The organism is Pseudoalteromonas sp. MMG033, from assembly GCF_057197785.1.
This window is the reverse complement of sequence record NZ_CM170070.1, coordinates 523,723-546,485: the sequence shown is the minus strand read 5'-3', so window position 1 is coordinate 546,485 and position 22,763 is coordinate 523,723. Positions and strand designations below refer to the sequence as shown.

Sequence of the window (22,763 nt, the reverse complement as noted above, 5' to 3'; positions counted from 1 at the left end):
GGAAGAGTGTGATGAAGGAAAAAATAATTGCTTTAACTTTTTTGGCCGCAGCTGGCTACGGCATCGCTAAACCTAACAAGCAGGTTGAGCACTTAAACTCTTACGCTGTTTTACCTGCTGGCCATAATTTGCCATTTTCAGAGGCGGTACGGGTAAATGATATGGTCTACTTATCTGGCCAAATTGGTATTCAACCCGGGACAACGCAGCTGGTGAAAGGCGGTATTACCAGTGAAAGTAAGCAAACCATGGAAAATATTCAAGCAAGCTTGGAAGCACATGGATTATCGATGCAGAATATTGTGAAGTGTACGATTATGCTTGCTGATATAAGTGAGTGGCCTAAATTCAATACGGTATATACAAAGTACTTTTCAAAACCTTATCCAGCGCGAAGTGCTTTCGCAACCAGTGGGTTAGCATTAGGTGCTCGAGTAGAAGTGGAGTGTATGGCGGCAATACCAAGATAATAACGGTAAGTAATAAAATGTTCGGCTTGTTCCTCATTTAGTTTATCTGTTTAACGCTTTGTTAATCTTAGAGTGCATGTTATTTTGCGCTCTAAGCAATAAATAAGGAGTTGAAGATAATGAAATTTGCTTTTGGTATTGGTTTATTTGCACTGCTTTTAACCGGATGTAAGGTTAATGAAGGTGAGTCTTTTGATAAAGATGCAGCCCCAGAAGAACGTACAGAATACCAAGGTGTTGAAGGGGTTGTGCAGTCGCAAAAAGATAAAGTTTATCTCATGAATAAAGAGCTAACAGAAAAGTGTAAAAACGCCAAAGTCGATCATGCTGTTGCTATTACAAATAACGATATAAAGGCACAAGAAACACAATTAGCAATTATTAAGTCTACGTGTAGATAATTTAGGTTCCAGGCGCTAAATGTGACAGGCCAAGTTGTTTACTGCCGCCACTTGGCTCGTTGCTTGCTTTGAATTTGTGGTAGAGGAGTATATTTGCCATAGTTTAAGGAGAAGACAATGTTATTACATAAAAGCGCCTCAATTACCCCCATCGAATTAGCTCAAACAAAAGGGCCTAAATCAAAAGAGCGCGAGCCTCAGGTGTTTGCTAAAGAAATGACTAGCCACAGTACAGGCTCGGAATTATCTCAATCATTAAGGCAAAAAGATCTTTCAGTTTCTCGTTTAAATGACAGCTTCTTAGCAAAGGCTCGTCAATCAATGATGTTTAATCGTATTGGGGTGAATGAAGATAAGGTCAAAGAAATAGAGTCGAAAATGCAAGAGCTGATGGCAAGGCTTGAGTCCGGTGAAATTGATCAAAAAGAATTTGAAAAGCAAATGTCCGCTTTGCAAGAGATGTTAGCAAAAGAGTATAGACGTGGAGGGGGTGAAGAAGATGAAGAAGGGGTGAAAGTGGAGCACCCTTAAGTGTGAGTGCCCCAATACATTAGCTGTGATAGTTTTCGCACGCTTCCAATGTATTTTCAATCAGACTCGCCACAGTCATTGGGCCGACACCGCCTGGTACTGGTGTAATAAAGCTGGCTTTTTGTTCTGCAACATCATATTGCACGTCACCAACAAGTTTTCCTGATTCTAAACGGTTAATACCTACATCAATAACAATTGCACCTTCTTTTACCCACTCGCCAGGGATGAATTCAGGTTTACCTACCGCAACAACGAGTAAATCGGCGCGGCGAACATGTGACTCAAGATCTTGTGTGAACTTATGACAAACCGTTGTGGTGCAACCAGCAAGCAGTAGCTCTAAAGACATAGGTCTGCCAACAATATTTGAGGCGCCAACAACAACGGCATGCATGCCTTTGTAACGAACACCGGTTGAGTCCAATAAAGTAATAATGCCTTTTGGCGTACAAGGTCTCAGAGCAGGCATTCTTTGTGCAAGTCTTCCCACATTATATGGATGAAAGCCATCTACATCTTTATGTGGATGGATACGTTCAAGGATTTTCTCTGCATCAAGTCCTTCAGGTAAAGGAAGTTGCACTAAAATACCATCAACTTCTGGGTCTGCATTAAGATTATCTACTAAATCAAGTAACTGTGTTTCACTTGCGTCACTTGGCAAGTCGTATGATTTAGAAACAAAGCCGACTTCTTCACATGCCTTGCGCTTTGAGCCAACATATACTTGGCTAGCAGGGTCTTGTCCGACAAGTACTACTGCTAATCCTGGGGCTCTGAGTCCTTGTGATACGCGCTGTTCAACACGTGTTGCGACTGTGCTGCGAACCTGTTTCGCAATTGCTTTGCCATCAATGATGTTTGCCGTCATGGGTGACCTTTATATATAGGGGTTATTAACTTGAACGATTATAGAGCCTAAATGGGGTTACTCTAGTAATAATATGCACAGTGGCTGCTGTAGTTAGCAACGATAACGTCGCTTTTATTTGGCTGGCCTACTGTATTGTCTATATTTTCGCAAACTTGAGCTAATTAGCCAAGCAAGATTGCGTGAATATATACGTGCATTAATATAAGTCATGGTCAGTGTTGAGTGTTTTTTGTCTTTTTTAGCTGCTTTTTAGTCCTTTTGTGTCAAAAATAGGCAGTTGAACGAATTTATAAAAAAAATGTTTGACCTCAACAACTCAAAACCCTATTATGCACCCCGTTGCCAACGAGGGGTGTTAAACAAAACACTTTAAGTTAAGTAACAAAATCGGCGATTAGCGCAGCTTGGTAGCGCACTTGGTTTGGGTCCAAGGGGTCGCAGGTTCAAATCCTGCATCGCCGACCACTTTCTCTTTGAGAGAGTGGGTGGATAGCACACAAGTGTTGTTTGTGTTGCGCCCGTAGCTCAGCTGGATAGAGCAACGGCCTTCTAAGCCGTGGGTCGAAGGTTCGAATCCTTCCGGGTGCGCCATTTAAACAAAGTCCACAAGTATGTAGTGGCGGCTGTAGCTCAGTTGGTAGAGCCCTGGATTGTGATTCCGGTTGTCGTGGGTTCGAGCCCCATCAGTCGCCCCATCTACTACTCATAAAATACATCGGCGATTAGCGCAGCTTGGTAGCGCACTTGGTTTGGGTCCAAGGGGTCGCAGGTTCAAATCCTGCATCGCCGACCACTTTTCTGAAAAAAAATATATTATCGGCGATTAGCGCAGCTTGGTAGCGCACTTGGTTTGGGTCCAAGGGGTCGCAGGTTCAAATCCTGCATCGCCGACCATCTCCCCCTCTAATTTATCTTATTTTTTATCTAATTTATTCACTGTTCGTTTTCCTATTATTTATTTGTTCTGATTGCTCGACTCTCCCGTTTTATAGGTTATAATGCCGCGTCTAATGTTTAACATAGTGCCCTGATGGGGCAGGCAGCAAGATCGATATGTAATTGGTTGTCAGTAAATGCAGCATATGCATTACTTCCGATTGCACGTTAATATCGACTTGTTTGTGAAGGAAGGCGCGTTGCCGCCAAAAATGAAAATTGAGGTATATCATGCAAGTTTCTGTTGAGACGACTCAAGGCCTTGAGCGCCGTCTGACTATCACCGTTCCTGCAGAGAACGTTGAGACTGAAGTAAAAAAACGCTTACAACAACTGTCTAAAACACAGCGTATTGACGGTTTCCGTCCTGGTAAAGTACCAGTTTCTGTGATCAACAAGCGCTATGGTGCGGCAGTACGTCAAGAAGTTGCTGGCGACCTTATGCAGCGTAACTACATTGAAGCAATCGTTTCTGAAAAAATTAATCCAGCAGGTGCACCGAGCTTTGCTCCAAAATCACTTGAAGCTGGTAAAGATCTAGAGTTTGAAGCAACTTTTGAAGTTTACCCAGAAGTAGAGATTAAAGACCTAGATAAAGTAGCTGTTGAAAAGCCAGTTGTTGAAGTAACTGAAGATGATCTTGCTAACATGCTTGAGACACTTCGCAAGCAGCACGCAACTTGGACTGAAGTAGATGCAGCAGCAGGCGAAAACGATCGCGTAACTGTTGACTTCCTAGGTACTGTTGACGGTGAAGAGTTTGAAGGCGGTAAAGCTGAAGACTTCCCTCTAGAACTTGGTCAAGGTCGTATGATCCCAGGTTTTGAAGATGGCATCGTAGGTAAAAAAGCAGGCGAAGAAGTTGTAGCTGATGTTACTTTCCCTGAAGAATACCACGCTGAAAACCTAAAAGGTAAGCCAGCTCAATTCACTATCACTGTGAAGAAAGTTGAAGCTCAAGAGTTACCTGAGCTAAGCGATGAGTTCGCAACTAAGTTTGGTGTTGCTGAAGGTGGCGTTGACGCACTTAAAGAAGAAGTTAAGAAGAACATGACTCGTGAACTTGACCAAGCTGTTAAAGCGAAGGTTAAAGAGCAAGCGATCAAAGGTCTTCTAGACACAAACGAAGTTGAAGTGCCTAAAGCACTTATCGATCAAGAAATCGATGCACTTCGTCAGCAAGCTGCGCAGCGTTTTGGCGGCGACGCTAAAAACATGCCTGAGCTTCCAGCTGAGCTTTTCCACGAGCAAGCTGTAACACGCGTTAAGACTGGTCTCTTCTAGGTGAAGTGATCAAGGCAAATGACATCAAAGTTGATGATGCAAAAGTTGAGTCTCTAATTGAAACTGTTGCTTCTGCTTACGAAGATCCATCAGAAGTAGTTAACTACTACAAAGAAAATGATCAATTAATGCAGCAAATGCGTAATGTTGCAATGGAAGAGCAAGCTGTTGAAGCTGTACTTTCAAGTGCAACGGTTACTGATGTTGAAAAATCTTTTGACGATATCATGAACCCACAGCAAGCTGCAGAGTAAGTTTCTTACCTCGTCTTTGAGGAAAGCATTGACTTACAGCTAAGCTAACGCTTAAATGGCTCGTAATGCTCTGTTAAATGCAGCGCTGCGAGCCTTTTTCGTTATTAGCGATAATAATTTAAGGCCCGTTCAAGCAGTGATGCTTGAATATCGCGGCAAGCCTGCCTCGCATATAAAGGAACCAATAATATGAATGACGGTATGATAGATCCTCTAAACGCCTTAGTGCCTATGGTTGTTGAACAAACAGCGAAAGGTGAGCGCTCCTACGATATTTACTCGCGCCTGTTAAAAGAAAGAATTATTTTCTTAACTGGCCAAGTTGAAGACCATATGGCCAATTTAATTGTGGCGCAGATGCTGTTTTTAGAATCAGAAAGTCCTGATAAAGATATTTTCTTATACATTAACTCACCAGGTGGTTCTGTAACCGCGGGTATGTCAATTTACGATACTATGAATTTCATCAAACCAGATGTGAGTACTGTCTGTGTAGGACAAGCTGCCAGTATGGGCGCATTTTTGCTGTCTGGCGGTGCAAAAGGCAAACGATACTGCCTGCCAAACTCGCGTGTGATGATCCACCAACCGCTTGGTGGTTTCCAAGGTCAGGCATCTGACTTTGAAATTCATGCCAAAGAAATTCTAACAATTAAAGAAAAATTAAACAGGTTAATGGCTGAGCACACAGGGCAACCGTATGAGGTGCTTGCCAACGATACTGACCGTGATAACTTTATGAATGCGCAAGAAGCAGTCGATTACGGTTTGGTTGACGCGGTTCATACGAGCCGATAAAAATTAAAGCTAAAGAAAGGTGAATAATTACACCTTGAAATAATGAAACTTGGATCTATATCTTAAGGATGTCCAAGTGACTTACTTTAGGTGTAATTTCGCTGCTTTTGACCGAACAGCGACACTTTGCTTCAGCTTAGTTATGCCAACTGAAAGTTTATTTGGTATAGTTAAAGCATGTATTGTGTTATCAAATCAGAGATAACTCACCAAATTTAAGAGGTAGTTGAATGTCAGACACTCCTACAGACGGCGACAAGAATAGCAAACTCTTGTACTGCTCATTTTGTGGTAAGAGTCAGCACGAAGTACGTAAATTAATTGCTGGTCCATCAGTATATATTTGCGATGAATGCGTCGAACTGTGTAACGACATCATTAGAGAAGAGATCAAGGATATCGCGCCGCAGCATGATGCGTCTGATAAACTGCCGGTGCCTAAAGAGATCCGTAATCACTTAGATGACTATGTTATCGGTCAAGAACATGCAAAGAAAGTATTGTCTGTTGCGGTTTATAACCATTATAAACGTTTAAAGAATCAAGGTATCAAAGCGGATGTAGAGCTTGGTAAAAGTAATATCTTGTTAATCGGCCCAACTGGTAGTGGTAAAACATTACTTGCGGAAACACTCGCTAGATTGCTTGATGTGCCGTTTACTATGGCTGATGCAACGACGTTAACTGAAGCAGGTTATGTAGGCGAAGATGTTGAAAACATCATTCAGAAGCTCTTGCAAAAGTGTGATTACGACGTCGAAAAAGCACAGCGCGGTATCGTTTATATAGATGAAATTGATAAAATTTCACGTAAGTCTGATAATCCATCTATTACTAGAGATGTTTCAGGTGAAGGTGTTCAGCAAGCGTTACTTAAGCTGATTGAAGGTACTGTTGCATCAGTGCCACCACAAGGTGGTCGTAAGCACCCACAGCAAGAATTTTTGCAAGTAGATACATCTAAAATCTTATTTATCTGTGGTGGTGCATTTGCGGGTCTTGATAAAGTTATTGAGCAGCGCAGCCATACTAATACAGGTATTGGTTTTGGTGCAGAAGTGAAAAGCTCTGACAGTGAGCGTACGTTAAGCGAAACATTTAAAGACGTTGAACCTGAGGATTTAGTGAAATATGGCTTAATTCCAGAGTTTATAGGACGTCTACCTGTTGTTGCTACTTTAACTGAACTTGACGAAGACGCGTTGATACAGATTTTAAATGAACCGAAGAATGCGTTGACAAAACAATACGGTGCCTTATTTAAAATGGAAGGCGTTGAACTCGAATTCCGTGAAGATGCCTTAAAAGCCATTGCACATAAAGCAATGGAACGTAAAACAGGTGCTCGTGGACTACGCTCAATTGTAGAAGCTGTGCTTTTAGAAACCATGTACGAGCTACCGTCAGTTGAAGATGTTAGCAAGGTTGTTATTGACGAAACCGTTATTAAAGGGGAGTCAGATCCTATTTTAATTTACGAAAATAGTGGTCAAGATAAAGCTGCATCTGAATGATATGTCAGTAAGTTAGAAAAGGAGCCTAGTGCTCCTTTTTTTGTCCAAGAGTTGAACTTTATAGAGGGCATCCCCATATACCTCTGTAATCTTAAAAATAAATGAAGTGCAAAGAGAACATAATGACGCTTGAGAGAACGGATCGAGTCGAAATTCCAGTGTTAGCACTGCGTGATGTAGTGGTTTACCCTCATATGGTGATCCCGCTATTCGTTGGCAGAGAGAAATCTATTAGATGTCTTGAAGCTGCAATGGAAAATGACAAGCAAATTTTTTTAGTGGCTCAAAAAGAAGCCTCCATCGATGATCCAAGTACAGACGATATTTATGATGTTGGTACCGTTGCTACAGTTTTACAACTACTGAAGCTGCCAGATGGCACTGTAAAGGTGCTTGTTGAAGGCACGCAAAGAGCAAGAATCGATGAGTTTTTAGTGACTGATGAATATTTCTTAGCGAATGCGCAATTTATCGCATCTGAGAATATTGCTGAGCAAGAACAAGACATTTTTATTCGCAGTGCAGTGAGTCAGTTTGAAGGGTATGTAAAACTCAATAAAAAAATCCCGCCTGAAGTACTGACTTCTGTATCTGGTATAGATGAAACGGCACGTTTGGCTGACACTATGGCTGCGCACATGCCGATAAAAGTACCTGAAAAACAAAAAGTGCTTGAGCTATACAATGTCACAGAACGTCTTGAATACTTAATGGCATTGATGGAAGGTGAAATAGACTTACTTCAAGTTGAGAAGAAAATTCGCTCTCGTGTGAAAAAGCAAATGGAAAAGTCACAACGTGAGTACTACCTCAATGAGCAGATGAAAGCCATTCAAAAAGAGCTCGGTGAACTAGATGATGTGCCTGATGAGTTTGAGACACTCAAAAACCGTATCAGCGAAGCTCAGATGCCGAAAGAGGCAGAAGAAAAAGCCACTTCAGAGTTAAATAAACTCAAGATGATGTCGCCAATGTCGGCTGAAGCCACAGTGGTTCGCTCTTATATTGATACGCTCATCAATGTGCCTTGGAAAAAGCGCTCTAAAGTGAAAAAAGACTTAGCGAATGCACAGAAGATTTTAGATTCGGATCATTATGGTTTAGACAAAGTCAAAGAGCGCATCATTGAGTATTTGGCTGTGCAGCAACGTACCAATAAACTTAAAGGTCCTATTTTGTGTTTAGTTGGTCCTCCAGGTGTTGGTAAAACGAGTCTTGGTCAGTCTATTGCGCGCTCTACTGGTCGTAAGTATGTGCGTATGGCCTTGGGGGGGGTACGTGATGAAGCTGAAATTCGCGGTCACCGTCGTACTTACATTGGCTCTATGCCGGGTAAATTGATCCAGAGCATGAGTAAGGTGGGCGTTAAAAATCCATTATTCTTACTCGATGAAATCGATAAAATGTCTTCGGATATGCGCGGCGATCCAGCTTCTGCGTTATTAGAAGTATTAGACCCTGAACAAAACAGTAGTTTTGCCGATCATTACCTTGAAGTTGAATACGACTTATCTGACGTGATGTTCGTTGCAACATCCAATAGCTTTAACATCCCAGGTCCGTTATTAGACCGTATGGAAGTTATTCGTCTGTCTGGTTATACCGAAGATGAAAAGCTGAATATTTCTAAGCAGCACCTAATTCCCAAGCAAATTAAGCGCAATGGTTTAAAAGCGGGTGAAATTGAAATAGAAGACAGCGCTATTATTAATACCATTAGATACTACACACGAGAAGCCGGTGTACGTAATCTAGAGCGTGAAATGTCTAAGTTGTGCCGCAAAGCGGTGAAAACCATTTTGTTAGACAAAGACCAAAAACAGGTTGTGATCAACGCAGACAATTTGGAAAGTTTCCTTGGTGTGCAGCGTTTTGATTATGGTAAAGCAGAAGATGGCGATCGTGTTGGTCAAGTGACTGGCTTAGCATGGACAGAAGTGGGCGGTGATCTCCTGACAATTGAAAGTGCAGCCGTTCCTGGTAAAGGCAAGTTATCTTATACGGGGTCACTTGGTGATGTGATGCAAGAGTCTATCCAGGCAGCAATGACCGTAGTGAGAAACCGTGCTGATAAGCTACGTATTAACGATGATTTCTACGAAAAGCGTGATATCCATGTGCACGTGCCTGAGGGTGCGACACCTAAAGACGGCCCCAGTGCAGGTATTGCGATGGTCACAGGTTTAGTTTCAAGTCTTACTGGCAACCCAGTAAAAAGTGATGTAGCTATGACTGGTGAGATCACTTTACGCGGTGAAGTATTGCCAATTGGTGGTTTGAAAGAAAAACTATTGGCTGCGCATCGTGGTGGCATTAAGACCGTGGTCATTCCTAAAAAGAATGAACGCGACCTAAAAGAGATCCCTGATAATGTTTTAGAAGGGCTCGAAATCCACCCAGTTACTTGGATTGAAGACGTTTTATCAATTGCACTTGCTCAACCAGTGGACAGTTTTTCTGTTGAAACGCAAAAAACTGCTGTGAAAGCTTAAAAAAGTCGATAAAAAGGGTTTTCAAATCCCGTTGGTGTGCTAAGTTAAGCACTGGATTTAGGCCTAGGGCACGGGAAGCCCCGTAGTTTCTAGGCTGTAATACATTTAAGCAATAGAGAATCGAAAGATTTCTCGTAGTTAACAACAAAAGTGATGTTAGTTTTAAAACACCATCGCTCTTGATAATAACAATGTAAGAGGATGATATTGTGAATAAATCTCAATTAATCGATCAAATCGCAGCTGATGCTGATATTTCTAAGGCCGCTGCTGGTCGTGCACTGGATTCATTCATTGAGTCAGTAACCGCTGCGCTAAAAGAAGGCGACTCAGTTGCTCTTGTAGGCTTTGGTACTTTTTCTGTTCGTGAACGCGCTGCACGCACAGGCCGCAACCCTCAAACGGGTGCTGCAATTGATATTGCTGCTGCTAACATCCCTGCTTTTAAAGCTGGTAAAGCTCTAAAAGACGCGGTTAACTAAGATAGAGCTTATAATTTACACTTACACTATTGTTAAGTAGATGTAATTGGACGCATAAGCTTCAGAATAAAAAGCGTATCTGGTAAGATACGCTTTTTTTACATGAGCTAACTGATGCAAAGTACCTTGGTGCTTTGACTTAGATAAGAGATAGAACAAATGCTTGAAAAGATTAGAGAGGGCTCTCAGGGCCTTGCTGCCAAGATCGTTCTTGGTGCAGTTATCTTGTCTTTTGCGCTGGCAGGGATCGGTGGTTACCTAGGTCAAACCACAGAGCAACCAGTTGCAGAAGTCAATGGTGTTAAAATTTCGCAATTAGACTTTGCGAGAGCGTTCGAAAACGAGCGTGGTAGATTAGAGCAACAGTTTGGAGAATACTTCGAACAAATCGCTTCTGATCCAACTTATATGGCGCAGATCCGCCAAGGCGTGGTTGATCGCTTAGTACAGCAAGAATTACAAAATCAGCTTGCAATTGAACTTGGGCTTCGTGTTAGTGACGCACAAATCAAGCAAGCGATATTCGATATGCCTTATTTTCAGATCGGTGGTCAATTTAGTAACGACCGTTACTTACAGCTGATCAGACAGATGAATTTCCAACCTGATGACTTCCGTGAGTACCTTCGTGAAGAAATGACGCGTGATCAGCTCGTTTCAGCGATTGCTGGATCCGACTTTGCCCTTGAGAGCGAAGTAAAGCAAACCTTGGTTCTGCAGCAGCAGACAAGAGACATAGATTATATCGTTTTAGACAAAGAGAAACTTAAGTCACAAGTCACTGTATCAGAGTCAGAGATCAAAGATTACTACGACTTAAACCAAGACCAGTTCATGTCACCTGAACAGGTTGCACTGAGTTATATCGAGTTAAAAGCATCAGACATGGAGCTGGTTGACCCAGTGACAGATGAGCAAGTGAGAGCTTACTACGATGAAAACCAAGCTCAGTATCTAGAAGAAGAGAGACGTCGTGTTTCACATATTCTAGTTGAAGGCATCGAAGATGCAGAGGCTGCAAAAGCAAAAGCACAAGATTTATACTCGCAGTTACAGAGCGGTGCTGATTTCGCAGAACTTGCACAAGAACATTCAGATGACGTAGCTAGTGGCGAATTAGGTGGTGACCTAGATTGGATTGAACGCGATATGATGGACCCTGAGTTTGAAGCTGCTGCATTTGCACTGGCAAATGTGGGTGATTACTCAGAAGTGGTTGAGTCTGAATTCGGTTTCCATATTATCCAACTAACAGATCTTCAAGCACAGGAAGTAACAGCATTTGAAGAAATGGCTGCAGAGCTGCGTACTGAACTAGAGCAAAATGCAAAAATAGATGCATTCTATGGCAAGCAAGAAGAAGTACGTGAGTTGGCATTTGAAGTGGCAGATACGCTTGATGATGCAGCGGTTGCGGCAAATCTTGAAGTTAAAACGACTGAGTTAGTTGCACGAAACTTACTACCTGCGCCTCTGAATCAGCCAGCTGTTTCTCGTGTTATTTTTACACCAGAGCTGCTTGAAGACGGTGTAAATTCAGAAGTCATAGAAGTTGCACCTGAACACGTTGTTGTTGTTCGCGTGGTTGAACATAAGCCAGCTGCTGTTAAGTCACTTGAAGAAGTAACAGAGCAAATTACAGCGCGTTTAGAAAATGATAAAGCATCTGAGCTAGCAAAAGATAAAGCACATACGCTATTTGCACAGTTAGAAGAAGGTCAATCTCTTTCTGCTATTGCTGCGGCAGAGTCGCTTGAAGTGAAGTCTGAAGCTGCCCTTGCACGTCAAACTTATGCAGTTTCACCAGCGCTTGTGAGTAAAGCATTTAAAATGCCTCACCCTGCTGAAGGCGCTTCATCTAAAGCAATGGTTGAGCTGAATAACGGTGATGCTGCACTACTAGTTGTTAAGGCAGTTAATCTCGCAGAAGTCACTGATGAGCTTGAACCTCAGCAAAAGCAAAGCGTGACGCGTGCACAGGTGAATAAAAACTACTTTGCGTTACTGAGTGCATTAGAAGACACTGCTGAAATTGTAAAGCCAAGCTCTTTTGAAGTCACAGAAGAAAATTAAGGTTTTACTTTTTGATATAAAAAAACCACCTTTTGGTGGTTTTTTTATATCTATTGCGAAGTGTATTTTACTTATACCGCAAGCAGCTTTTTCATCACCTTAGATTGTGGTCGGTGAAAGATGGTATCGCAGCAGCCATACTCAACGGCCTCACCATTATTAAGCACCAGTAATTTATCACTCATATGTTTAACTAAGCTTAGGTGGTGTGTAATTAATACATAGGTTAGATCCGTTTCTTCTTGTAGCTTTAATAGTAGGTTTACGATTTGAGCTCTGACAGAAGGGTCTAGTGATGATAATGCTTCATCTAATACAACCACTTTTGGGTCTAAAATGAGGGCTCTGGCAAGCGCCACACGTTGCAGCTGACCACCGCTAAACATATGCGGGTAGTATTCATAGTGCTCTGAAAGTAGCCCTACACGCGATAAAGTTAGTTCAATCTTTTTGTCTCGTTGCGTCTGGGTGAGCTTGGTATTAAAACGCAAGCAATCATCCAGCATTTCACCAATAGTGAGACCGGGGTTGAGAGAACGAGTTGGGTCTTGGAAAATAAGTCGGATATGGTGACATTCTCGTTTTGATGCGCCATCGTCTACTATCATGTCCCCGTTTAATAGGATTTGCCCAGAGTCAGCTTCTTCAGCGCCCGCCAATACCTTAGCAAGGGTACTTTTACCTGAGCCTGTTTCACCAATGACAGCCAATGTTTGTCCAGGCAATACCGCAAATGAAATATTCTTTAAGACTTTTACTTTATCTCGTTTAAATATACCTGAACGCGTTTTAAACGTTTTGCTAAGTGCTTGTACTTTTAGCACGGGTTGCATTTTTTCTTCTCTCTATTGAGTGGAAAGTGACATGCATATGAATGCCCATGTGATTTCACCAATACGGGCGTTGCCACACACTCTCTTTGTGCTTGCGGACAACGAGGTCCTAACCTACAGCCTATAGGTAGATGTTGCAGAGGAGGAATTGTGCCTTTTAGCGCATAAAAGGGGGCTTTATGACCTAGCCCATGGGCATAGTCAGGGAGTGATTTTACCAGCGCCTGTGTATATGGATGATAGGGATCGGTAAATACCTTTTTTGTCGGCCCAGCTTCCACCATTTGCCCACAGTACAGAACATGAATAGCATGAGACCATTGAGTGATTTCTTCCAATTCGTGGGAGATCATTAATATAGACATGTTTTTAAGCTGGTTTAGACTTTTTAGCAGTCTAAATACTTGTGCGCGCGTGGTACTTTCAAGTGCAGTAGTTGGTTCATCTGCGATGAGCAATTGAGGGTTTCTAGCAATGGCCATGGCTATCATGACTTTTTGACAAACACCTTCTGATAATTCATGAGGGTAACTACTCGATATTCTCTCATCATCCCTAATACCAACTTTGTGTAATAAAGCTTTAACTTTAACTTTGCGCTCTTTTTTACGACCAAAAAAACCTGCTTTGAAACACTCGTCGGGTAGCGACTCGGCCACCTGTTCAAAGATTTTAGCTGTCGGATCTAGACTTCTTCTCGGCTCTTGATAAATCATTGCCATATCACGGCCAACAATTTTGCGTCGCTTTTCAGGGCTTAAGCGCATTAAATCAACGCCACGCCAGTGCATTCGATCAGCAGTGATCCGCCAACGTTCGTTGAGGACACCGACAATGGCTTTAGCAATTAAGCTTTTCCCTGAACCCGACTCTCCAACAAGTGCATGCACCTCACCCTCTTTGAGGCTCAGGTTCACCTTATCTACAGCACGAATGACCCCATCTTCAGTAGGCAGCTCTATAGTGAGGTTTTTAATATCAAGTAGTTGCATCAGGTTGCCTTTCTTGCTTGGAGTGCTTTTCTTAGCCCATCACCTACAAGATTAGTGGCTAATACTGATAAAAACAATAGCGCACCGGGCAGGCCAACAGTCCATGGCGCGAGGTAAATAAGCCCTAAATTTTCAGCCAGCATGGCGCCCCATTCAGTTGTTGGCGGTTGGGCACCGAGTTTCAAAAAGCCCAATGCTGCGATATCCAAAATTGCAGTTGATAATGCCAAAGTGAAAATCACCACGATATGTTCGTAAATATTTGGAAATACACCACGAAATAAAATTTGTCCTCGACTGGCACCATCGAGTCTATATGCGCCAATATAATCTTTGTTGAGCTCTTCAACGACGAGATTTCTAATGGAGTGAATATGCTGCGGCAGTAGTGCTAAAATAATCGCCCATACTGTATTGAGTAAGCCCGGTCCCAATATTGCGATGATGATGATCGCGAGTAGGAGTGACGGAATGGCAAGCGTAATATCAAGTAAGTGGTTTAATATGCTCGATTTAAACCCTTTATTGATCCCCGCTAAAGTACCTAGTATTACACCAAAAATTGTCGTGACTAACGCTGCGATAATGGATAAGCCAAATGTGTAAGTTGCACCATTCATCAATCTTGAAAGTACATCTCGGCCAAGATCATCCGTGCCTAAAATGAAGTGCACATCCCCGTCATCGTGCCATGAAGGTGGCAATAGCAGCGCCTCCCCATGTTGCTGATCGATACCGTAAGGTGCTAGCAAAGGGGCTGTCATAGCCAATAAAGTTAACCCTATAAACATCCATAGCCCAACGAGCGCAAGGTGATTTGCTTTGAAGTTTCGCCACAGCCGTGATAGTGGTGAGCGGTTTGACTCTTCACTGTATAAGCTAAACTTTGCCATGAGATTGGTTCCTAGATACAGGGTCGAGTAAGGAGTGAGTTAAATCAGCGAGCATATTGGCAAAAATAACGAACATCGAGACCGCGAGTAAACCGCCTTGAATTGCGGGGTAATCGCGCTGATAAATACTGTCTATCAACCAGCGTCCAATGCCGGGCCAAGAAAAAATGACTTCGGTCACCATGGCAAGCGTAATGAGCGTACTAAATTGCAAACCAATCTGCTTAATAACGGGTAAAAGCGCATTACGTAGAGCGTGATCTAAGATAATTTGTCTGCGGTTCAGTCCTTTTGCTCTGGCAGTTTTTATGTAATTTTGTTCCAGCACATTGAGCATTGAGTCTCTGGTAAACCGAGTAAGCACTGTTGTTGGATACATGGCCAGTACGATTGTGGGCAATGCAAGGTGATGAAGAGCGTCAATAAATGCTTGCCCACCGTAGGGAAAGCCAAGTATCCAAATATCTAATAGAATAAAGTTAGTGACGGCTGGTATTTCGTATAATAAACCAATGCGACCTGACATCGGGAACCAGCCAAAGCCAAGGCAAAATACCATAATGAGCAATAGCGCGAGCCAAAAAACAGGTATAGAAAAGCCAAGTAATGTGAGCGTACTAATGACTTTATCCGGCCATTTCTTATGATAAGCACTGGTAATGATCCCTGCTGGAATACCCAGTAAAATGGCGACAACCAAAGCATAAAAGCATAGTTCTAGTGTTGCAGGCAGTAGCAGTGCAACATGTGACGCTACTGTTTGTCCTGAAGAAAGTGATACTCCCCAGTCACCTTGAAACAAGCGACTAATAAAGGCGCCGTACTGTATGAGGACATTGTCATCAATGTGATATTTCTCCTCAAGCATTTGCGATTGACTAAAGCTGGTATTTACTTGGCCACTGAAATTAGTGAGTAAATCGCCCGGAAACAAATAGTTTAAGCTAAATGTAAATGCCGTAAGGGCAAATAACATAAAGACTAACAAGCTTAATCGTCTCAAAAGGTAATCTAGCATTATTGCGCTTCCTTTCTGACGTTAGCCAGTGAAACACCGCCAAAGGGCCTTAACTCAGCACCTGCAATTTCGGCACTGCGTGCCTGAAATCTTACACCATGCGCAATAGGCACTAACGGGAGTTCTTCAACTAACATCTGTTGGGCTTGCTGGTAGTAGAATTTACGCATTTTAAGGTCGTTGGTATCTAGCGCTTGAGTTAATAAAAGGTCGAATTCTGGGTTACACCAGTTCGCTGGATTCTTACCAGTAAATGTGGCTGTGCAACTCAACAGTGGGCTAAAAAAATTGTCTGGATCTGGCGTATCAGCAGCCCACCCCAATAAAACACTATCATGCTCATGCTGTCCAATTCGTTCAATAAAGGTATTCCATTCATACTCAACAATGCGTGTTCTGATCCCGATTTGACGAAGATCGCTTTGAATTAGCTCGGCCATTTTGCGTGCATTAGGGTTATATATACGTGATACAGGCATGGCCCAGAGCGTCATTTCGAACCCATCAGGGTAACCTGCCTGCGATAAATATTGTTTAGCTATATTTGGGTCATAATAAGGCATCGCTTGTTCGGTAAACGCCCATGAGGAAGGGGGGAGAATAGACTGTGCAGCAATGCCATTACCATAGAATACAGCCTGCATTATTTTGTCAAAGTCGATACTGTGTGCAAGTGCTTTTCTAACCAGCGCATTATCAAAAGGCGGCTTTTCAGTATTAAATGCCCAGTAACCCACATTTAGGTTAACGGCTTTGTCCACAACGATATCTTTCCTCTGCGAGAGTGCCTCTAGCTGAGTCGCGCTCGGGTGCGAGGTAATATCACATTCTTTGGTGAGCATTTTGGCTATGCGTGTTGTATTGTTTGTGGTGATGTCATAAACCAGCTGATCGACGGCATAATCGTGTTTCCAATAGCCGTTATGTTTATGGAAGCGTACCAAATTATCTCTCAGAAAGTGCTTGTATTTATAGGGGCCAGTTCCAATTGGTAAGGAATCAAATAAATGCTTTTTGTCTTGAGATGCCCGCAACATTGCATACTCTTCTGATAAGATCACGGCAAAATCAGTGGCAATATTTGATAACAAGCTACTTTCAGCACTAAATAATTCAAAGCGAACAGTATAATCGTCGACCTTAACAATTTTTCTGATCAGCTGGTCCATACCCACACTCTGAAAGTAAGGATAATTAGCATCTTGGACAAAATGATAAGGGTTGTAGACGTCAAAGAGGCGACTGAAAGAGAAGATCACATCATCCGCATTCATAGTGCGGGTGGGAGTAAAATACTCTGTGCTGTGAAACTGCACCCCTTTTCTAAGTTTAAAAGTAATTTTTTTGCCGTCATCGCTGATCAACCACTCTGTAGCCAATTCTGGCTTAAACTCTGCCGTGACAGGATCGATACTGATTAAAGAGTTATATAGTTGGTTGGCGATGATATCTATGGTTGAGCCAGTTGTTGTGACCTGTGGGTTAAAGGAGACTGGATTTGCTTCAGCGCAATAGACGATGCCTTGGGTTTTATTGGTCTGTTTCGCATCCGGCACTTCTCCACACGCAGATACAAACATGGTTGTAGCTGCGGCAAAAACGGCCTCTTTATATTTTTGACAGATGTGTAAAAGGTCAGTCATTTTGGCGACCACAGTTAAGCCTCTTGTTGTGAGTCTAACAAATTGTATTTTTTCAAATATCCCCTTAGCTGATGATACGTCAATCCAAGGTTTTGTGCAGTTTTCTTTTGGTTAAATTGACTAAACTCCAATGCTTTTTTTAGTAACTCAATTTCGTAGTCACTTGAGAGTGTTTTTAAGTCACATGGAAAGCTTTGTAACGCCATTGGTAAAGATTGAACCTCTGCAACTTCAATTATGTCATTTGTATTGTGCTGTGATGGAGTCGCTGGGATTATCGGCTCTGATTTTTGTGCTTTTATTCTTTGCTGAGGTCGATAAGGGCTTTCAAAAGGGTCAAAAGTAATGTGATGAACTGGAAGGTGCTCATTACCATGTCGATATAAGCTTCGCTCTATGACATTTTTCAATTCACGAATATTACCCGGCCAATCATATGTAAGCAGTGCTTCGGTTGCTTTGCGAGTAAAGCCGCTAAACAGTGACCACCCTAGATCTCTGGCCATATTTATGGCGAAGTGCTCTGCGAGTAGTAAAATATCTTCTTGTCGAGCGCGCAGTGGCGGGAGTGTAATCACGTCAAATGCGAGTCTATCGAGTAAGTCATGCCTAAACTCACCATTTTCGGCAAGACTGGGTAAATCTTCATTGGTTGCACACACTAATCGCGTATCTACTTTGACCGTTTGCTTGCCACCTACACGTTCAAATTCCCCATATTCAATCACGCGTAGTAACTTTTCTTGCACCATGGCTGAAGTGTTGGCGAGTTCATCTAAAAACAAAGTGCCGCCATTGGCACGTTCAAAGCGTCCTTCATGTCGCTTACTGGCGCCAGTAAATGCGCCTGATTCGTGACCGAATAATTCACTTTCAAGTAAGTTTTCATTTAGTGCTGCACAGTTGAGTTTTACGTAGTTTTGATCCCAGCGCTCGGATAAAAAGTGCAATCGCGCTGCAATGAGCTCTTTACCTGTACCGCGTTCCCCAATGATAAGCACGGGTTTTTCCAGTGGAGCAAGTTGAGAGACCTGATCTAATACAGCTAAAAAGCTATCAGACTGGCCGAGTAAGTTATCCTGTTGACGGAATTGACTCATATTTGACTAACTCTTAGTTTTTTTGACTAACATCTAGTTTATTTGAAAAAAAACGGGATGGATAGTTTTTTATTATAATTATAAGTTATTGAAATTTATTGTTTATTTTTCTTTTCAAAGTTGGCAAGCTTATTGATACATACTTATCAGCAATATAAATCACAACCAATGAGGTAAAAGATTATGGGAATTTTTTCACGTTTTGCTGACATCGTAAATTCTAATATTAATGCAATCTTGGATAAAGCGGAAGATCCAGAAAAAATGGTCAAGTTGATCATCCAAGAAATGGAAGACACACTTGTTGAGGTGCGTTCTACGTCTGCGAAAACACTGGCAGAGAAGAAAGAGTTAGAAAGACGTGTTGAGCAGTTAAATGGCCAAGCCAATGATTGGCAAGAAAAAGCGGAATTGGCTTTAACCAAAGAACGCGAAGATCTTGCAAGAGCGGCGCTACTTGAAAAGCAAAAAGCGTCTGATGCGGCACAAAGTGTTGAGCAAGAGCTAAGCCATGTAGAGTCTCATATCGAGAAGCTGCAACAAGAAGTGACTACATTACAAGAGAAACTAGCCGATGCGAAAGCACGACAACAAGCTATTGTGCTACGTCAACGCTCAGCAGAGTCTCGCTTAGATGTGAAAAAGGCATTAGACAGCACTAAAGTTGAAGATGCATTGAATCGTTTTGAGCGCTACGAAAATAAAATAGATGGTTTAGAAGCTCAAGTTGAATCATATGATTTGGGTAAAAAATCATTAGCAGATGAAATCGCAGATCTGCAAAAAAATGAGAAAGTAGATGATGAGCTTGAAGCTTTAAAAAAGAAGCTTGCAAATAAATGAACATAATGGCACCTACTGTTACAGTAGGTGCAATACACAAATACGCTGCCAAGACTAAATAAACAGGAGAAGATTATGTTTGACGCAGAGATACTAGTAGCCCCAATTATGGTTTTTATGATCGTGGTGGCTCCGCTGTGGCTCATTCTTCATTACAAAAGTAAAAAACAGGTGAGTCAGGGCTTAAGCGAACATGAACATCGTCAGCTAATTGAGCTGGCAAATAAAGCAGAAAAAATGGCTGAGCGCGTTGAAACATTGGAGGCGCTGTTAGATCAAGAATCACCGGACTGGAGGCGCAAAGTATGAGTCAAAAGCGCAGAGAGTTATACCGAGACCCAAAACGCGGTAAGTTAGCGGGAGTATGTGCAGGCTTAAGTGATTATTTTAACATGGAGCTTTGGCTGGTTCGCATTCTATTTATGACGGCTGTTTTACTATCGGGCGGCCCATTATTTGTGGTTATTTATATCGCCTGCTGGTTTATCTTAGACCGTAAAACAATTGAACACGATCAGTCATCCAGTAGCCATGATATAGATCCTGTCTCAGTGAAGTTTAAAGTATGGCAAAAAGGCGAGCCGCCACGCCAAGCTTTATTTGACTTAAAAGACCGTTTGGGCAAGTTAGATAACCGCATTCAGTCTATGGAACGCTATGTTACTTCTCCTGAATTCACAGTAAAAAGGGAAATTAACAAATTATAATGGTACGTGGCGAGCCTTCGCCACGCCACTTCTAATAGGGATTTACAATCAGCATGAGTGTGAAACGGGTTACTCACAACGCCCTTGAAAAACTACAAAGTAAAGCGCAAAAAACATTGCAGCGCACCTTAGATCAACATGTCAAATTAGCGGTGACAGGGTTTAGTGGTAGTGGTAAAACTGCATTCATAACGGCCCTCGTCAAGCATTTAACAACCCAAGCAAATAGTCAAAACCTGCCGTTTTTTGATGTTGTGAGAGAACAGCGCTTAATTGCTTGTAAGCAAGTGCCACAAAAAGCGCTCGATATTCCAACTTTCGACTACGCGTCTGCATCAGCCCACTTATTAGACAGCCCACCTCGTTGGCCGCCTTCTACCGAGCGCATAAATACACTTACCCTTGCTTTAAAGTTTCGCAGTCATAGCGGGCTACGTCAGCATGTGGCAAGCGATCATACTTTGTATTTGGAGTTAATTGATTATCCCGGTGAGTGGTTGATGGACTTACCGCTATTAAATATGACGTATGAACAGTGGTGCAAAACGCAGTTAGCTGTATTATCAACACCGGCATATAGTGAGCATTGTGCCGCTTTTCTATCTGAATTAAACCACTTTGATGCCACGGCGCCAGTCGACATGTCCACGCTAAATAAGCTTGCTGAGCTTTATCAAGAAACATTAATGAAGTTAAAAAAACATACTAAGTTGTCGCAGCTGCAGCCTGGCAGGATGTTGATCCCTGGTGATTTAGCGGGTGCACCGGTAATCCAGTTTTTTCCTTTATTAACGCATGGGCAGCAGCATCAAGACAGTCAATACGCACAATTAGAAAGCCGTTTTGAAGCCTATAAAAAGCAGGTTATCACACCTTTTTATAAAGATTATTTTTGTGCGTTTGATAGACAACTTGTGTTGGTTGATATTTTAGGTGCGTTAAATGATGGCCCCGATACGCTCGCACAAACCAAACTGGCCTTAAAAGAGACCGTGGACATGTTTGAGCACGGCAAAAGTGGTCTGTTACAGCGTTTATTTAAACCCAAAATAGACAAGGTATTGTTTGCTGCCAATAAGTGCGACGCAGTCGCTTTATCTGAGCAAGATAGCCTGACACGTCTATTACATGCACTTTTATGTGAACAAGAAAATGAATTGAAGTTTTCAGGCGTAACCGTCGATACTATGACGATTTCTTCGGTAAAGAGCTGTCAACCTAAGCAAGTTAATGAATCTGGAAATCTCTTGCACTGTGTTTATGGTCGCCCTTTGACTGAGTCTGAATATATTACTTACCTCCCTCCAGAGCCGCCGGATCATGTTCTTTCAGATGCTCAATGGCCAGAAAATGGGTTTAATTTCCTTTCTTTTTACCCATATCCAGCTTATCAGGGGCAGCTAGAGCATATCCGCTTAGATCATACTTTACAGTTTTTAATTGGAGATAAGCTCACGTGACAGATCCGCAAAAAAGATACGCAGGTAGGCGTATAGAAACGCCAGAGAAAAACGAAGACGCTATACTTTCTGAGCCCAGAGCGGGAGAGCGTATTGAGTGTGATTTGGTACCTGCCAGCACAGAGCAAACGTTTGAGCCTTTCTCTGATGATGAGTCTGTTGATCAGGGCTTACAGCCGAGCAAATCAAAGTTTGGTTGGCGCCATTGTTTATTCATTAGTCTGGCGGTATTGATCCCCGTTGAGTTGGTACTGACAATTTTCAGTGCTTTTCAACAAAGTGTTATTCTTGCAAGTGTGTACTTACTTTTGTTGGTTTCTATTGTTGGCTGGTGCGGAAAGTTTTTAATAAGCGAAGCAAGGGCGCTGCGAACACTTAAGCAATTAGAGCAGCGCCGAGAGCAAGCTCAAAGGCTATTAAATAGTAATCAAATTGGTGAGGCACAAGCTTGGTTGGCGCCAGTATTAGCAAAGCTGCCTGAGGAGGGAGTGGCAAAATTTCAGCAAAGCTTGCAAAGCCATTACACAGATCAAGAAGTACTGCAGCTATATGAAGTGACGGTGTTGCAAACGCAAGACGAGCAGGCCAGAAAAATGATCACGGATTATGCGACAACCTCAGCGTTAATGGTCGCACTCAGTCCGATGGCGATTACAGATATGCTTGCAGTGTTATGGCGCGGTGTGAGTTTGATTGAAAAGTTAAGTGCGCACTATGGGATCACATTAGGCTACCGTAGTCGTATTAAATTATATAAATTGCTCGCTCAGCAAATTGTTTTTGTGGGCGCATCTGAATTGATCAGCGATCTTGCCGCCACGAGCTTAGGTGCAGAGTTACTTGGTAAGCTATCTGCCCGTTCGGCTCAAGGGCTCAGTGCAGGTGTTTTTACTGCGAGACTTGGCTATAAAGCAATGGCACTGTGCAGGCCAATTCCACGATTGGAAAATACAACCAGCTTCTTATCTGACTTTGCAAAAAAACTGACAAGTCAGCTAATTAAACAAAACTAAACTCTATGGCACACATATGAAGTTGCATTTTAAGTGACAACATATGTGTACAGCCAAAGCTTATTAATGTTTCTCACTTAGACTTCTGAACTTCCAGCATGCTTGTACATTTATCCATCATGGAATATCTAATTACATAAGATATAAAC

20 protein-coding genes, 5 tRNA genes and 1 pseudogene are annotated in these 22,763 nt (G+C 42.3%); 19 read left to right on the top strand and 7 right to left on the bottom strand.

The genetic code is table 11. The features are described from left to right. Positions 1–11: 11 nt before the first annotated feature. The 3 genes from AC2CZC_RS02545 to AC2CZC_RS02535 all read left to right on the top strand — a co-directional run bounded on the left by AC2CZC_RS02545 (position 12) and on the right by AC2CZC_RS02535 (position 1,402). The gene (locus AC2CZC_RS02545) at positions 12–470 is read left to right on the top strand and encodes a RidA family protein (protein ID WP_484583722.1); all 459 of its coding nucleotides are present in this window, start codon (positions 12–14) and stop codon (positions 468–470) included. Between the two features lie 119 nt (positions 471–589). Then, positions 590–871: a hypothetical protein gene (locus tag AC2CZC_RS02540; protein ID WP_484583721.1), complete on the top strand. Its 282-nt coding sequence runs from the start codon at positions 590–592 to the stop codon at positions 869–871. Positions 872–988: 117 nt separating this feature from the next. Then, a complete protein-coding gene (locus AC2CZC_RS02535) occupies positions 989–1,402 on the top strand; it encodes a hypothetical protein (protein WP_484583720.1) in 414 nt (137 codons plus the stop codon). A 19-nt stretch (positions 1,403–1,421) separates the two neighbouring features. On the opposite strand, the gene folD is transcribed toward AC2CZC_RS02535, so the two are convergent. Beyond that, positions 1,422–2,276 (bottom strand): bifunctional methylenetetrahydrofolate dehydrogenase/methenyltetrahydrofolate cyclohydrolase FolD, encoded by an 855-nt coding sequence (gene folD, locus AC2CZC_RS02530; RefSeq protein WP_063360401.1) that lies wholly within the window; start codon positions 2,274–2,276, stop codon positions 1,422–1,424. Between the two features lie 391 nt (positions 2,277–2,667). Here folD and AC2CZC_RS02525 point away from each other — a divergent pair. The 11 genes and pseudogenes from AC2CZC_RS02525 to AC2CZC_RS02475 all read left to right on the top strand — a co-directional run bounded on the left by AC2CZC_RS02525 (position 2,668) and on the right by AC2CZC_RS02475 (position 12,112). Further along, positions 2,668–2,744, top strand: a tRNA-Pro gene (locus tag AC2CZC_RS02525). A gap of 49 nt (positions 2,745–2,793) precedes the next feature. Beyond that, positions 2,794–2,870 (top strand) — tRNA-Arg (locus AC2CZC_RS02520). A gap of 28 nt (positions 2,871–2,898) precedes the next feature. Continuing rightward, positions 2,899–2,974: transfer RNA gene (locus AC2CZC_RS02515), tRNA-His, on the top strand. Positions 2,975–2,995: 21 nt separating this feature from the next. Then, a tRNA-Pro gene (locus AC2CZC_RS02510) sits at positions 2,996–3,072 on the top strand. A 24-nt stretch (positions 3,073–3,096) separates the two neighbouring features. Beyond that, positions 3,097–3,173 (top strand) — tRNA-Pro (locus AC2CZC_RS02505). A 273-nt stretch (positions 3,174–3,446) separates the two neighbouring features. Beyond that, positions 3,447–4,753: pseudogene (tig, locus tag AC2CZC_RS02500) on the top strand (trigger factor). A gap of 189 nt (positions 4,754–4,942) precedes the next feature. After that, on the top strand, positions 4,943–5,551 hold the full coding sequence (clpP, locus tag AC2CZC_RS02495; protein WP_063360399.1) for an ATP-dependent Clp endopeptidase proteolytic subunit ClpP: 609 nt from the start codon (positions 4,943–4,945) through the stop codon (positions 5,549–5,551). A 230-nt stretch (positions 5,552–5,781) separates the two neighbouring features. Continuing rightward, a complete protein-coding gene (gene clpX / locus AC2CZC_RS02490; RefSeq protein ID WP_237135275.1) occupies positions 5,782–7,065 on the top strand; it encodes an ATP-dependent protease ATP-binding subunit ClpX in 1,284 nt (427 codons plus the stop codon). Between the two features lie 122 nt (positions 7,066–7,187). Then, entirely contained in the window at positions 7,188–9,557 is a 2,370-nt protein-coding gene (gene lon, locus AC2CZC_RS02485) for an endopeptidase La (protein WP_484583719.1), read from the top strand. A gap of 209 nt (positions 9,558–9,766) precedes the next feature. Next, positions 9,767–10,039 carry a nucleoid-associated protein HU-beta gene (hupB, locus tag AC2CZC_RS02480; RefSeq protein WP_039608493.1) on the top strand — a complete coding sequence of 91 codons (273 nt, stop codon included), beginning with the start codon at positions 9,767–9,769 and terminating at the stop codon, positions 10,037–10,039. A gap of 159 nt (positions 10,040–10,198) precedes the next feature. Beyond that, positions 10,199–12,112, top strand: coding sequence for a SurA N-terminal domain-containing protein (locus AC2CZC_RS02475; RefSeq protein WP_484583718.1), 1,914 nt, complete (start codon positions 10,199–10,201; stop codon positions 12,110–12,112). A 71-nt stretch (positions 12,113–12,183) separates the two neighbouring features. Here AC2CZC_RS02475 and AC2CZC_RS02470 read toward each other — a convergent pair whose 3' ends face one another. The 6 genes from AC2CZC_RS02470 to pspF all read right to left on the bottom strand — a co-directional run bounded on the left by AC2CZC_RS02470 (position 12,184) and on the right by pspF (position 18,591). Beyond that, the gene (locus AC2CZC_RS02470) at positions 12,184–12,945 is read right to left on the bottom strand and encodes an ATP-binding cassette domain-containing protein (protein ID WP_484583717.1); all 762 of its coding nucleotides are present in this window, start codon (positions 12,943–12,945) and stop codon (positions 12,184–12,186) included. Next, entirely contained in the window at positions 12,930–13,937 is a 1,008-nt protein-coding gene (locus AC2CZC_RS02465) for a peptide ABC transporter ATP-binding protein (protein WP_484583716.1), read from the bottom strand. The genes AC2CZC_RS02470 and AC2CZC_RS02465 overlap by 16 nt, the downstream gene beginning before the upstream one ends. Then, positions 13,937–14,830, bottom strand: coding sequence for an ABC transporter permease subunit (locus AC2CZC_RS02460; protein ID WP_484583715.1), 894 nt, complete (start codon positions 14,828–14,830; stop codon positions 13,937–13,939). The genes AC2CZC_RS02465 and AC2CZC_RS02460 overlap by 1 nt, the downstream gene beginning before the upstream one ends. After that, complete coding sequence (locus AC2CZC_RS02455) at positions 14,817–15,851, bottom strand: ABC transporter permease (RefSeq protein ID WP_484584832.1); 1,035 nt, start codon at positions 15,849–15,851, stop codon at positions 14,817–14,819. The genes AC2CZC_RS02460 and AC2CZC_RS02455 overlap by 14 nt, the downstream gene beginning before the upstream one ends. Next, positions 15,848–17,428 (bottom strand): ABC transporter substrate-binding protein, encoded by a 1,581-nt coding sequence (locus AC2CZC_RS02450; RefSeq protein WP_484584831.1) that lies wholly within the window; start codon positions 17,426–17,428, stop codon positions 15,848–15,850. Before AC2CZC_RS02450 ends, AC2CZC_RS02455 begins: the two co-directional genes overlap by 4 nt. Positions 17,429–17,505: 77 nt before the next feature. Beyond that, a complete protein-coding gene (gene pspF / locus AC2CZC_RS02445; RefSeq protein ID WP_484583714.1) occupies positions 17,506–18,591 on the bottom strand; it encodes a phage shock protein operon transcriptional activator in 1,086 nt (361 codons plus the stop codon). A gap of 183 nt (positions 18,592–18,774) precedes the next feature. Here pspF and pspA point away from each other — a divergent pair, with 183 nt between their 5' ends. The 5 genes from pspA (at position 18,775) to AC2CZC_RS02420 (ending at position 22,614) form a co-directional block, all read left to right on the top strand. After that, a complete protein-coding gene (gene pspA / locus AC2CZC_RS02440; protein ID WP_284020276.1) occupies positions 18,775–19,434 on the top strand; it encodes a phage shock protein PspA in 660 nt (219 codons plus the stop codon). Between the two features lie 75 nt (positions 19,435–19,509). Continuing rightward, positions 19,510–19,743, top strand: coding sequence for an envelope stress response membrane protein PspB (gene pspB / locus AC2CZC_RS02435; RefSeq protein WP_063360389.1), 234 nt, complete (start codon positions 19,510–19,512; stop codon positions 19,741–19,743). After that, positions 19,740–20,141 (top strand): envelope stress response membrane protein PspC, encoded by a 402-nt coding sequence (gene pspC / locus AC2CZC_RS02430; RefSeq protein ID WP_484583713.1) that lies wholly within the window; start codon positions 19,740–19,742, stop codon positions 20,139–20,141. Before pspB ends, pspC begins: the two co-directional genes overlap by 4 nt. A 53-nt stretch (positions 20,142–20,194) precedes the next feature. Further along, the gene (locus tag AC2CZC_RS02425; RefSeq protein WP_484583712.1) at positions 20,195–21,601 is read left to right on the top strand and encodes a YcjX family GTP-binding protein; all 1,407 of its coding nucleotides are present in this window, start codon (positions 20,195–20,197) and stop codon (positions 21,599–21,601) included. Then, positions 21,598–22,614 (top strand): TIGR01620 family protein, encoded by a 1,017-nt coding sequence (locus AC2CZC_RS02420; RefSeq protein ID WP_484583711.1) that lies wholly within the window; start codon positions 21,598–21,600, stop codon positions 22,612–22,614. Before AC2CZC_RS02425 ends, AC2CZC_RS02420 begins: the two co-directional genes overlap by 4 nt. Positions 22,615–22,763: the final 149 nt, after the last annotated feature.

Coding starts and splice junctions, on each gene's coding strand:
- AC2CZC_RS02545 (WP_484583722.1), top strand. CDS start 12: ATGAAGGAAAAAATAATTGCTTTAACTTTTTTGGCCGCAGCTGGCTAC.
- AC2CZC_RS02540 (WP_484583721.1), top strand. CDS start 590: ATGAAATTTGCTTTTGGTATTGGTTTATTTGCACTGCTTTTAACCGGA.
- AC2CZC_RS02535 (WP_484583720.1), top strand. CDS start 989: ATGTTATTACATAAAAGCGCCTCAATTACCCCCATCGAATTAGCTCAA.
- folD (WP_063360401.1), bottom strand. CDS start 2,276: ATGACGGCAAACATCATTGATGGCAAAGCAATTGCGAAACAGGTTCGC.
- clpP (WP_063360399.1), top strand. CDS start 4,943: ATGAATGACGGTATGATAGATCCTCTAAACGCCTTAGTGCCTATGGTT.
- clpX (WP_237135275.1), top strand. CDS start 5,782: ATGTCAGACACTCCTACAGACGGCGACAAGAATAGCAAACTCTTGTAC.
- lon (WP_484583719.1), top strand. CDS start 7,188: ATGACGCTTGAGAGAACGGATCGAGTCGAAATTCCAGTGTTAGCACTG.
- AC2CZC_RS02475 (WP_484583718.1), top strand. CDS start 10,199: ATGCTTGAAAAGATTAGAGAGGGCTCTCAGGGCCTTGCTGCCAAGATC.
- AC2CZC_RS02470 (WP_484583717.1), bottom strand. CDS start 12,945: ATGCAACCCGTGCTAAAAGTACAAGCACTTAGCAAAACGTTTAAAACG.
- AC2CZC_RS02465 (WP_484583716.1), bottom strand. CDS start 13,937: ATGCAACTACTTGATATTAAAAACCTCACTATAGAGCTGCCTACTGAA.
- AC2CZC_RS02460 (WP_484583715.1), bottom strand. CDS start 14,830: ATGGCAAAGTTTAGCTTATACAGTGAAGAGTCAAACCGCTCACCACTA.
- AC2CZC_RS02450 (WP_484584831.1), bottom strand. CDS start 17,428: ATGTTTGTATCTGCGTGTGGAGAAGTGCCGGATGCGAAACAGACCAAT.
- pspF (WP_484583714.1), bottom strand. CDS start 18,591: ATGAGTCAATTCCGTCAACAGGATAACTTACTCGGCCAGTCTGATAGC.
- pspA (WP_284020276.1), top strand. CDS start 18,775: ATGGGAATTTTTTCACGTTTTGCTGACATCGTAAATTCTAATATTAAT.
- pspB (WP_063360389.1), top strand. CDS start 19,510: ATGTTTGACGCAGAGATACTAGTAGCCCCAATTATGGTTTTTATGATC.
- pspC (WP_484583713.1), top strand. CDS start 19,740: ATGAGTCAAAAGCGCAGAGAGTTATACCGAGACCCAAAACGCGGTAAG.
- AC2CZC_RS02425 (WP_484583712.1), top strand. CDS start 20,195: ATGAGTGTGAAACGGGTTACTCACAACGCCCTTGAAAAACTACAAAGT.